We start from the raw sequence: 13,095 nt of genomic DNA, 5'->3' as shown, positions 1-13,095 counted from the left end.
TAAGAAAAAGTAACTGTAATTAACCTTTATTGTTTTTTTATGTATAATAAAAATAATAAAACGCTTAATAATATCGTTATATCACTCATAATAGAAACAAAGCAATGTCAATTACAATATTAGGTGTTAACCATAAAACTGCACCACTTTCATTAAGGGAAAAAATCGCTTTTCCCAATGAAATTGTGGATAAAGCATTATATAGCCTTTATCAACATCCTTTAGTTGAAGGGTGTGTTATTGTGTCTACGTGTAACCGCACAGAAATCTATTTAAGTTACGAGCATGATACTGATTTTCTAAAATTAAAACAGTCTGTTGAGATTTGGTTAGGTCAATTTCATCATGTTGATATTGCTCAGTATCAAAACGCCATTTATTGGTATGAAGGTCAACAAGCGGTTGAACATTTGATGTCGGTTGCAAGTGGCATCGATTCCATGATTATTGGTGAGCCACAAATTTTAGGACAAGTAAAAGCTGCGTATATGCAGGCGCAAAAAAATCATTGTTTGTCATTAACATTAGAAAAATTATTTCAAAAAATTTTTCATGTTGCCAAAACCGTTCGTAGTGAAACCAATATTGGTGCTAATACTGCTTCTGTTGCTTATGCTGCTTGTTTAATTGCTAGAAACCTTTTTACTGATACTCCACAATTAAATGTGATGTTAGTTGGGGCAGGAGAGACCATCGAGCTTATTTCTCGGTACTTAAAGCCGCACGGTTTTAATCATGTTATTGTTGCAAATCGTACCCGTGAAAAAGCATTAAAACTTGCCTCGCTAATTGATGCAGAAATTATTTCATTACCAGATATTGCCAATCGACTTAAAGATGTTGATATTGTAATCAGTTCAACGGCAAGCCCTTTACCTATTATTGGTAAAGGCATGGTTGAGCGGACATTGGTAGCAAGAAATAACCGCAAAATGTTATTTATAGACTTAGCTGTTCCTCGTGATGTAGAAGAAGAGATTAATCAACTTAATCATGTTCATCTTTATACCATTGATGATCTCCAAAAAACGGTTGAAAGTAATTTACAGCAGCGCTCAATTGCGGCCAAGCAGGCGCAATATATTATTCAAGAACAAGCTGAACAATTTATCGATTGGCTTAAAGCTAGGCAGGCTGTTAATTTTGTTAAGCAATATCGTACTAATGCCGAACATATTAAGAAAGAATTAGAATATAAAGCACTTAATGCCATTAAGCAAGGTGCCAATATAGATGAAGTCTTTGCTGAATTTTCGCATAAATTGACGAATAAACTTATTCATGCACCAACGCAAACCTTGTTACAAGCAGCGACACATGATTGTGATGATTGCTTTAAAGTATTAAGTAAAGGTTTAGGTTTGAAAGATCATTAATTAATTTCTGATCTTGATTGATAAATATCATCAATCTTCAAATTCGGTTATCGTTGCTGACTAAACTTTGAATTAAATTTTCTTATGATTTTATTGAGATGATCAAATAAAAAGTAACTATTGCTAACAGAGTTAGTAATGGCTGAATTATATTTTGTTAAAAATAATTTTTAATATCTAACATATTGATTAAGATAAGAAATATGTTTTTTTGCCTAAACTAATTATATCTTTATTAACAATAAGACCTAACTATTATATTAAATCACTTAATTTTATTTTTATTGTCTATTGCTTCACGGTGTCTTGTAATCGACTTAAACTCGGAGTAGCATTTTCAACATTGTATTGAAAATAAAATTTTTAATTTTTTAATCATTCAAACGAGATGTTGCTATGAAAATGTGTATTGCTTGTGGCATGCCAATGACAACTATTGGTGATTATCCATTGCACGATATGTCTAAAAATTATTGTAAACACTGTGCACATCAAGATGGTAGTATGAAAACGTTTGACGAAAAATGGCAAGAAGTCACATTACGTTATGCAAAAAATCACAATATAGATTATTCTGTTGCTAAGCAAACCGCTTATATAATCTTAAAAAAACTTCCAGCATGGAAACGTCGGTAATAGTTGGAATTTTAGGCAACTAAAACAGTTTGCAAGAATAACTGTTGCAGATATTGTAAAGCTTAGTATAATGCCAACGTTTACTTCTTTACACATTAAGTGCCAGTGTGGCGAAATTGGTAGACGCAGCGGATTCAAAATCCGCCGCCCTTAAAAGCGTGTCGGTTCGAGTCCGACCACTGGCACCAAGCTAGCTAATATCACACCAGTTAAAAATTGATTTATATTTAAAAACTATTTCGAATAGGCCTATCAATTCGCTTTTTTATCAATCAACTTTCACCAGTATTAAATCAAATCAAGTACAATATTTAATACACAGACAGGTACATTGGCTTCAATAATGGCATGCATCGGTAATATGGCTTTAATGCCTTTATATATTAAGGTTAATAAGCATGACAAGAACGTTACTGACTTAAGTCTATTTTTCTACTTTCTCGCAATTTTAGCTAAATAACTTATAAGCAGAAATTAATAACTTTCATATAGTAATAACATTCCCTATTCATTTACCATTCTTTACAAATAATCGCCGTTAATCGGTAGTTAAATTTTACTAAGATGCTATACTTTGAGCGTTAAATTAATCGTTTAGTTTTTTTGCGCACCAAAATGGAAAAGTGTAAATAAAACATAAAGTTGTTTAAAGGATTGTGCGTTATGCTTTATAAAGACACAAGGCATTGGCAGCCTTACGTCAAAAATCTATATCAACACACCTTAGTTGATTTATTACACCTAAAGCTTAATTTAAAACTTAGTTTAGTATTCGATTTAGTCCCTCGTTTTCTGCTCAAATTAAAGTGTGATTGCGTATCTAATTTTAGGCAGAGGTTGCTATGTGGTTTAGTATCGCACGTTCGCCAACCCAGCTCCCAACATCATTGTCGACGACAGCTATTATTGGTTAATCGTCCGCCATATATTGTTTTCAATATAAAGCGCTATTTAGCGTTAATACTGTTGTTAATATTGCCCTATACCACTACTACTCAAGCACTATCGGCCGTTACAGTGCAGGTAATTAATGGTAATGAACCTTATTTGACTCTTGATAATGGTATAACTAAAATTACCACTAGTGATGGGTTGCTTGGTATTACCTTATCCGATGGTACGCGCATCACTCCAGCTAATAACACATCAAGCAAAGCTAAACCAATAATACTCCCAGAACTTAACCAGAGCTTTGCCGATATTGATATGTTGGTACCTACCGATGCCGATTCCATTGACTTAAGTGCTTTTATTGGCGAACCTTATCATTATTGGGGGGATGATGATGGTGATGGCCAGGGTGCTAATGGCGTTACAATTACGGGTAGCTTAAGTGTCAATATTACTAATAAATATGAACTGTTTCAAAGTAATCGTAATGAAATATTAAATATCTGTGATGCGCCTTACACATTAGAATTAACTAGTACTGATGTTAGTTTAACTACGCAGTATGGGGTACCAAATAATCGTAGTTTCGTGGGTAGTAGTGCCACTTATTATATTAATTCTAAAGGTACTCCGACCATTTGTGCCATTAAACCAAGTTCAGATCTGATGAGCTATCCTGAAAATTTATACGGTCCGACCAATATCTGGGATCCGTATAAAGGCTTTTTTGTACAATCAACTGAGCCAGCAAGCTACAGTCGTAATTTTCCTACAACCGGTGCTGATGAACTATCTTTTTATATTGACTTAGGTGGTATTGATGTCACATCATTAACGTGGCCACCCGTTTCTCATGGTGGGATTACCGCCAATATGATAACAGATCCAAATTTTCCATATTATGTTGAAGTCACTCTCAATGGTCCGACGGCAACAACCGCCCAACAGAATTCAGCATCGCCAGGTTCTGTTGCTACTCCTATTTTGCCACAAACCTTCGAAATAGTCGGTTATGATAGTAATAATACAGCGGTATTAAAATATGGTTTTGTATTAAAGCAGTGGTTTATCCTGCGAGGGTTCAGTAAAGGTGTTTCCTTTGCGAATCAAAACTCCTGGTGTTCAGCAATGATAGGCTATCGTATGCCAAAGATAAAAGATTTAACAAACGCCACCGGAGGATCCTGGACTGGTGGGGTACCATCATCAGTAACAGGTAACTATTCAAATCGTAATATTGGTGCAGGTTTGATCCCTGAATGGGGAAATGACCTGAATAATAATTCTAGCGGTTCTATTTGGGCAATTGGCAATGACAATTCTCAAAGCTTTATTGTTAAGATTACCGATGGTAGTGTTCTCGCTCGAGGCGACGGTCCTCGCAACTTTTATATTGGGGTTTGCGCCTATCCTTAATCTTTAAATCACAGGAAGGCAATAAGAGGTAATAAAGGCTAAACTGCAAATGTAAAGTTGCAGCGGCAGGGGTAAGCCGAGCCGACAGAGTTGGTTAGCAAAAATGGATGGTACGAGTAATTTGGGGAAGGGCACATAAACCCCTCTTTACTCGGGTGTTTTCACCGAAAGAAAACGTTACAAAACAAGCAACGTCCGAAATTTTAACCCATCTAAATTCCATAAAATCTATTCAGAAATTTAATAAACAAGCGGGTGATATATTTTTGAATAGAAAATAATCGGTTATATTTCAAAGATATCTGACTATTTAAAGGCTATGAGAGTTTATTATTTATGGTATTATTTACATTTCTTTACAAATAATTCGGCTGAATGAGTGGCTTTTTTTTATCATAACCTTATAATTTTAAAAATTAAGCTTAATTTAAGTTTGATTTATAGCCACTTAACATAAAAAAACGAAATAAAATAACAGATTAGTTGACGAATGGAGCACCATGAAGTATAATTATAGACACCAGACACCAGACACCAGCGCTGGCAAAACAATGTTTTAAAAACTCCCCAATCTCTCTTTAGGTTGAAGCTTAATTCAACTCTTACTTCTACACCTAACTTATTTCATCAAAGCAAGGTAACTTACCCTCGTTTTTTAGCAATTAGTGTAAGCAAAAGATGCACATTTAATTTAGCGTTATGCTATCGCTTACTTAAAGCGATAAATTTAAGGTTAATCTTACGTCCAACCTTGTTTTTTACGCAAACTCAAGCATCAGGCCAGTTATCTAAACTGACTTTAGCATCGATGTCATGGTTACTATTGCTGTACGCCACTACGACTCAAGCGTTATCGGCAACGACGGCGCAAGTTATTCATGGTAGTGCGCCCTATTTAACTTTTGATAATGGTAAGACTAAAGTCACCACGACTGAGGGGCTGTTAGGTATTACTTTATCCGACGGTACACAATACACACCTTCAACCAACCCTTCATCAGTAACACCAATCGTCTTACCTGATGCAGATCAGAGTTTTGCTGATATAGGGATGTTGGTTCCTACTGATACTAATTCCGTCGATTTAAATACTCTTATTGATTCAAATTATAATTATTGGAGGGATGATGATGGTGATTCTGATGTTACAGCTACAGGCAGTCTAAGTTTGTCTATTGTTGATAAAAATAATAGAACTGTATCACGAAATACCGTACCAATGTATTGTAACGCGCCTTATAAAGCTACATTAACTAATACCGAAAGCACATTGACCACTCGTTATGGCTTTCCTAATAGCATTAAGTTTGGTGCAGGTAATGTTAGCTATTATTTTAATCCTAAAGAATCACCAGGGGTTTGTTTTGCTAAACCGAGTAATTTGGTATATAACATAGGTATCTATGCAGGTCCCGAAAATATCTGGCATTATAGTAAAGGTTTCCTAACTCAAACAGCTACACCATCATCTTATGGTTCAAATTTCCCGACTACTGGAGCTAATGGTTTGTTCTTTGATTTAGATATTAGCAATACTGATCAGGCATTAACTTGGGAGCCGGTTTCTCATAGTGGAATTACAGCGACGATGACTAATTCGACAAAAACTAGTGTTCGCGTTACCTTAACTGGTCCTGCTGCAACCTCATCACAATGGAATTCCCGAGAGCCGGATAAAATAGCTAAACCATCTTTACCCCAGACATTCGAGTTAATTGGTCGTGATAGTAGTGGTAACGCTGTCGCTAAATATGGATTTGAATTAAAGCAGTGGTTTGTCAATCGTGGAACCGTTATGGGAAATTACAACGACCAACTATCTTGGTGTAAAAATATAGGTTATCAACTTCCTAATGTAAGGGATTTAACCAATGCTGTTTATCCATCAGATGACGATATAATTACTGCTACACCTGTCTCATCGGGTAATTATTTCCAACGTCAAATCGGGGCTGGTCTTTTTTCTGAATGGGGCTATATGCTATATTACACTAATGCTAACTTTTATTGGTATTATTGGACTAATGACAAATACTCCCATGGTGACTACTGGTATTATGCGCACGGCGACTACGGACTTATTCATTGGGTAACGCCTGCAGGTTTCTACTATGGGATTTGTGCTTCAGAACTCAAACCTTAGTTGTTATTTTTTGGTGGAGAGAGAGTAAAATAGCGTAGGTTTTTGTAACAAATTTATAGTGTCGAAACTTAACCCATTCGCCTCGATTGAGGCGAATGGTTTGTGTGTTTATCGCAAAAAAGTTGAGTAGCGGGGATAGAAGGCCCTAAATTCCGCTTAAAAATTATTAAATGATCAAAACCACGATTTTAAAGACTAAAATAAATTTTTTAGGAAAAATAATCTTAATTTTAAAGATTTATAATGGAAATATATTCATTTAAAACAGTAAATAACTGATTATATTTTAGATCTTCCTTACAAACGTTAACGTTATTGAGTGAAAAAAGTGTTGCATTGTGTTTCTTCAGTTATTTTACTTTTTACATCGTTTTAGATGAACGACTAAAAATCAACCTGAATCAATAAAATTAATAAATTAATCAAATGATTAATTGATAGAGTTTTCACATGGGGATTATAATTTTCTACAGATCAAAACGATAATTTAAATTTGTTAAAGTTAAGATCACAAAATACATTTTCCACAGAATTCTATTTTTACACGAAGATAAGTAAAATATCACGAGCTTTCGTGCGATCGTTTTTCCTATTCTTGCGTCAATCTTTTTATCAAACCAAATTATCCTGACAGATCTTTTTAGTGCTATTGCTTGTTTTTTGCTTGTAACTTCCTATTTTAGCCAAGCGTTAACGTCTAGAACATCAAATTAATTCTTAAATTATGGATAGTACATAAGAGGTAATAAAGGCTAAGCTGCTAATGTAAAATTGCTGCGGAAAGGGTAACCCGAACCGACAGAGTTAGTTAGCAAAAATGGATGGTGCGAGTAATTTGGGGAAGATCACATAAACCTCTCTTTACTCGGGCGTTTTCACCGAAAATAAAACGTTACAAACCAAGCAACGTCCGAAATTTTATCCCATCTAAATTCCATAAAATCTATTCAGAACTTTAATAAACAAGCGGGTGATATATTTTCGAATAAAAAAATAATCCGTTATATTTCAAAGAGATCTGGCTATTTAAAGGCTATGAGAGTTTATTATTTATGGTATTATTTACATTTCTTTACAAATAATCCGGTTGAATGAGTGGCTTTTTTTTATCATAACCTTATAATTCCAAAAATTAAGCTTATTTAAGCTTTATTTAAGTTTCATTTAAGTTCATTAAGCTTAAATTATGACCATTTAACATAAAAAAATAAAATAAAATAACGGATTAGTTTACTAATGGAGCACCATGAAATATAATTATAGCCCCCGGCGATGGGAAAACAATGTTTTAAAAACTCACCAATCTCTCTTTAGGTTGAAGCTTAATTCAATTCTGACTTCTACTCTTAACTTATTTCATCAAAGTAAGGTAACTCCCCCTCGTTTTTTAGCAGTCAGTGTAAGTAAAAGATGCACATTTAGTTTAGCGTTATGCTATCGCTTACTTAAAGCGATAAATTTAAGGTTAATCTTACGTCCAACATTGATTTATACGCAAACTCAAGCATCAGGCCAGTTATCTAAACTTGCTTTAGCATCGATGCCATGGTTATTATTGCTGTATGCCACTACCACTCAAGCGTTATCGGTGACTACGGTACATGTTATTCATGGTAGTGAACCCTATTTAACTTTTGATAATGGGGTAACTAAAGTCACCACGACTGAGGGGCTGTTAGGTATTACTTTATCCGACGGTACACAATACACACCTTCAACCAACCCTTCAACTGTAACACCAATCGTCTTACCTGATGTAGATCAGAGTTTTGCTGATATAGGGATGTTGGTTCCTACTGATACTAATTCCGTCGATTTAAATACTCTTATTGATTCAAATTATAATTATTGGGGAGATGATGATGGTGATTCTGATGTTACAGCTACAGGCAGTCTAAGTTTGTCTATTGTTGATAAAAATAATAGAACTGTATCACGAAATACCGTACCAATGTATTGTAACGCGCCTTATAAAGCTACATTAACTAGTACCGAAAGCACATTAACCACTCGTTATGGCTTTCCTAATAGCATTAAGTTCGGTGCAGATAATGTTAGCTATTATTTTAATCCTAAAGAATCACCAGGGGTTTGTTTTGCTAAACCGAGTAATTTGGTATATAACATAGGTATCTATGCAGGTCCCGAAAATATCTGGCATTATAGTAAAGGTTTCCTAACTCAAACAGCTACACCATCATCTTATAGTTCAAATTTCCCGACTACTGGAGCTAATGGTTTGTTCTTTGATTTAGATATTAGCAATACTGATCAGGCATTAACTTGGGAGCCGGTTTCTCATAGTGGAATTACAGCGACGATGACTAATTCAACAAAAACTAGTGTTCGCGTTACCTTAACTGGTCCTGCTGCAACCTCATCACAATGGAATTCTCGAGTGCCGGATAAAATAGCTAAACCATCTTTACCCCAGACATTCGAGTTAGTTGGTCGTGACAGTAGTGGTAACGCTGTCGCTAAATATGGATTTGAATTAAAGCAGTGGTTTGTCAATCGTGGAACCGTTATGGGAAATTACAACGACCAACTATCTTGGTGTAAAAATATAGGTTATCAACTTCCTAATGTAAGGGATTTAACCAATGCTGTTTATCCATATGACGATATAATTACTGCTACACCTGTATCATCGGGTAATTATTTCCAACGTCACATCGGGGCTGGTCTTTTTTCTGAGTGGGGTTATATGCTATATTACACTAATGCTAACTTTTATTGGTATTATTGGACTAATGACAAATACTCCCATGGTGACTACTGGTATTATGCGCACGGCGACTACGGACTTATTCATTGGGTAACGCCTGCAGGTTTGTACTATGGGATTTGTGCTTCAGAACTCAAACCTTAGTTCTTATTTTGGGGGGGAGAGTAAAATAGCGTAGATTTTCCAAAACTTTATGATGTCGAAACTTAACCCATTCGCCTCGATTGAGGCGAATGGGTTGTGTGTTTATCGCAAGAAAGTTGAGTAGCGGGGATAGAAGGTCCTAAATTCCGCTTAAAAATTATTAAATGATCAAAACCACGATTTTAAAGACTAAAATAAATTTTTTAGGAAAAATAATCTTAATTTTAAAGATTTATAATGGAAATATATTCATTTAAAACAGTAAATAACTGATTATATTTTAGATATTCCTTACAAACGTTAACGTTATTGAGTGAAAAAAGTGTTGCATTGTGTTTCTTCAGTTATTTTACTTTTTACATCGTTTTAGATGAACGACTTAAAATCAACAATCTTAACCCATCTAAATTCCATAAAATCTATTCAGAACTTTAATAAACAAGCGGGTGATATATTTTTGAATAAAAAAATAATCCGCTATATTTTAACTATATTTGACTATTTAAAGGCTATTAACATTTATTATTTATGGTGTTATTTACATTTCTTTACAAATAATTCGGCTGAATGAGTGGCTTTTTTTTATCATAGCCTTATAATTCCGAAAATTAAGCTTATTTAAGCTTGATTTATAGCCATTTAACATAAAAAATCAAATAAAATAACAGATTAGTTGACGGGTGGAACGCCATGCAGTATAATTATAGACACCAGACACCAGACACCAGCGCTGGCAAAACAATGTTTTAAAAACTCACCAATCTCTCTTTAGGCTAAAATTTAATTCAACTCTTACTTCTACACTTAACTTATTTCATCAAAGCAAGGTAACTCACCCTCGTTTTTCAGCATTCAGAGTAAGCAAAAGATGCATATTTAGTTTAGCGTTATGCTATCGCTTACTTAAAGCGATAAATTTAAGGTTAATCTTACGTCCAACCTTGTTTTTTACGCAAACTCAAGTATCAGGTCAATTATCTAAACTGACTTTAACATCGATACCATGGTTATTATTGCTGTATGCCGCTACGACTCAAGCATTGTCGGCAACGACGGCGCAAGTCATTCATGGTAGTGCGCCGTATTTAACCTTTGATAATGGGGTCACTAAGGTCACCACGACTGAGGGGCTGTTAGGTATTACCGTCTCTGACGGCACGACTCAAACCATCTACACATCGGACAATAATACTTCAACCGCAGATAATCCAATCGTTCTCCCAGAAGCTAATGAACACTTTAGCGATATTGGTATGCTGGTCCCTGCCACTGTTAACGCTATCGCCTTAAACGATTTAATTGGTGAGCCTTACAATTATTGGGGGGATGGTGATGGTGATGGTGATGGTCAGGGTGCTAATGGAATTACCGCGACCGGTAATTTAAGCGTGAGCATTACCGATAAATTGAATCGAGCCGTGACGCATAGTGCCAACATAGATAGCTGTATGGCACCTTATAAAGTAGAATTAACCAGTACTGATGGTAGTTTAACCACCCAGTATGGGGTACCAAATAGTGGTAATTTTAGTGGTAGCACGGCTGCCTATTATATCACCAGACCTAAATCCGTGCCTAAAATCTGTTACGCCAGGCCGAATCTGAACCCTCTTTCCCAACTCTTCGCCGGTCCGGCCGATATTTGGAATCCAGAACGAGGTTTTGTAAAGCAAGCAGCTGAGCCATCACAGTACAAGCTTAACTTCCCGACTACCGGTGCTAATAATCTGTATTTTGATTTAGACATAGAAGGTATTGATGGTTCTACATTAACCTGGCCAACTGTCACTCAAGGTGGTATTACCGCTACCATGACACCATCACCCGCTAATCCAAATTTCATACGTGTCACGCTTACTGGTCCAGCAGTAACAAAAGCCCAACAGGATTCAGCATTACCGGGTAGTGTGGCTCCAGCTAGCTTGCCGCAGACTTTTGTGATAGAGGGTAAAGATAGTCGTAATAAAACGGTATTAAGCTATGGTTTTGAGTTAAAGCAGTGGTTCGTTGCCCGCCCATTAGGCGTAGGCGATATCACAGTTGATAACGCCTTATCCTGGTGTGGCAGTTTAGGTGGTGGTTATCGTCTGCCACTGGTAAAAGAGTTAACTAACTCAATTGGACGTTCTGATTGGTGTGGGGCGACTTCTGTGTGTAGTGGTGGGAAGTCGCCGTTACCGACACTCGGCATACCGCCATCCAGTGGTAATTATTTTCAGCGTAATATCGGTGCTGGTCTCTTTACTGAATGGGGAGATATGTACTACTGGCTTTACTATCGCTCTGCCGGTTTCAACAGGGGCGGCTACTGGGCTACCGCTAGCGATGGTTCGGACCTGTTGTTCGGTGCTTATGCTGGCAATGGCGCCGTTAACTTTATTGGCAATGCCAAAAATACTACCTACAACTTGGTTTGCGTCTATCCTTAGTGCTTAATCCTTAAGTTGTGGGTAGTACTACATAATAGGTAATAAAGGATAAACTGCTAATGTAAAGTTGCAGCGCAGGGGAGCCCGAGCAGACCAAGTTGCCGATTCCAAAAAAGAGCAATCGAACGCTGTATAAATAAAATTAAAAAAATTAGCATTAAGAGAAAGTGGATTCTTGTCTTGATACAAGAAATGCTTTTAAAAGCATTTCTTCAATCGTTTTATGTGATTAAGTAATTATTGTCGTATAAGTTTGAATCAATAATTTAATTTATGAAAAATTTGATCAAATTATTATTCATGGTGATTTTTAGGAAAATTTCATGAATTAATGCTGTCCAAATGTAGCCCTCTATCATTTGTACTTACGAGTCAATAACGAATGATGATTTAGATAACAGCGGTGGATTTTAAATCCGCCGCGGCTACTAATCTCGCTACTATGGCATTTGAAGTATAAAGAAGTAAACGATTAGCTATACCAATATCACCAACTACAATGTTAAATAAAAAATCAAAGCAATCCAATATTCAGCAAACAAGCAAAACGGTAACAAATGATGAATTAATCATTCAATCATGATCTAAAATTATTGCTCATTATCAACAGACAAATAAAATAGGGGGGAGTAACATAAATCATAAATAAGGCTTTAACCGTGTAACATTAATTATTTTATCCTCATGGCAACCGAACAGATATTCCTCTATTGCTATTAATACACTTAGAACTAGACGATTATTTTAATTTCACCAATGAATGGTAAAGCACATGATCATTAGTAAACTAGCGCACAGACTTTAATTGTATAAAACCGCTCCGACGGTAGATTAAACTACCAATACAGTCAGCACAGTTTGTAAGTTAAATGATCTGTTACTTTGTTGGTCATTTTAAGTGAATCCCGTCTTGTTGCAAGCTTAAGGTGTGAAAATAGACAACATAACAATTATGTAGATGCTGGTTGCTTTTTAGCAATAAAGAATAATATTGAAGAGCCTAAAATGCTTGATATAGTTAAATTTCTAATTTTTTCAGTATGTAATAATAAAAAAGCATCCTTAACTTTGACCGGAAAATATTATATTTATATAAATATTATTGAACGCTTTAATCTAAAAAGTTGATTACACTAATCACTTAATTTTGATTACTACTAAATAATTATCTAAAATTTACATTTCTTTACAAATCTATTGTGTTAATAGGTGATTATTTTTTATTAAAGAATTATACTTTTCAACAAATGGATTTAGATATTTTTATAAATAATGGAAGGTAAAAAAACTTAAATAAAACAATAACAACTGACGGATGAAATGTTATGCAGT

6 protein-coding genes and 1 tRNA gene are annotated in these 13,095 nt (G+C 35.3%); all 7 read left to right on the top strand.

Annotation, left to right across the window (positions count from 1 at the left end; translation table 11 throughout):
• Positions 1–104 precede the first annotated feature (104 nt).
• The 7 genes from hemA to J3U57_RS07530 all read left to right on the top strand — a co-directional run bounded on the left by hemA (position 105) and on the right by J3U57_RS07530 (position 11,763).
• Positions 105–1,376 (top strand): glutamyl-tRNA reductase, encoded by a 1,272-nt coding sequence (hemA, locus tag J3U57_RS07560; protein ID WP_267334258.1) that lies wholly within the window; start codon positions 105–107, stop codon positions 1,374–1,376.
• A gap of 396 nt (positions 1,377–1,772) precedes the next feature.
• Positions 1,773–2,012 carry a zinc ribbon domain-containing protein gene (locus tag J3U57_RS07555; protein WP_267334259.1) on the top strand — a complete coding sequence of 80 codons (240 nt, stop codon included), beginning with the start codon at positions 1,773–1,775 and terminating at the stop codon, positions 2,010–2,012.
• A 101-nt stretch (positions 2,013–2,113) separates the two neighbouring features.
• Positions 2,114–2,200, top strand: a tRNA-Leu gene (locus tag J3U57_RS07550).
• A gap of 475 nt (positions 2,201–2,675) precedes the next feature.
• A complete protein-coding gene (locus tag J3U57_RS07545; RefSeq protein WP_267344074.1) occupies positions 2,676–4,319 on the top strand; it encodes a hypothetical protein in 1,644 nt (547 codons plus the stop codon).
• Positions 4,320–5,070: 751 nt separating this feature from the next.
• The gene (locus J3U57_RS07540) at positions 5,071–6,462 is read left to right on the top strand and encodes a hypothetical protein (RefSeq protein ID WP_267344075.1); all 1,392 of its coding nucleotides are present in this window, start codon (positions 5,071–5,073) and stop codon (positions 6,460–6,462) included.
• 1,483 nt (positions 6,463–7,945) lie between these two features.
• Complete coding sequence (locus J3U57_RS07535) at positions 7,946–9,334, top strand: hypothetical protein (RefSeq protein ID WP_267344076.1); 1,389 nt, start codon at positions 7,946–7,948, stop codon at positions 9,332–9,334.
• A 941-nt stretch (positions 9,335–10,275) separates the two neighbouring features.
• Positions 10,276–11,763 (top strand): hypothetical protein, encoded by a 1,488-nt coding sequence (locus J3U57_RS07530; protein ID WP_267344077.1) that lies wholly within the window; start codon positions 10,276–10,278, stop codon positions 11,761–11,763.
• Positions 11,764–13,095: the final 1,332 nt, after the last annotated feature.

Origin of the sequence: Gilliamella sp. B3464, from assembly GCF_026536145.1 — a bacterium.
Taxonomy (GTDB): domain Bacteria; phylum Pseudomonadota; class Gammaproteobacteria; order Enterobacterales; family Orbaceae; genus Gilliamella.
Note: the sequence above shows the minus strand (reverse complement) of the source record. Positions and strands in the feature narration are given on the sequence as shown.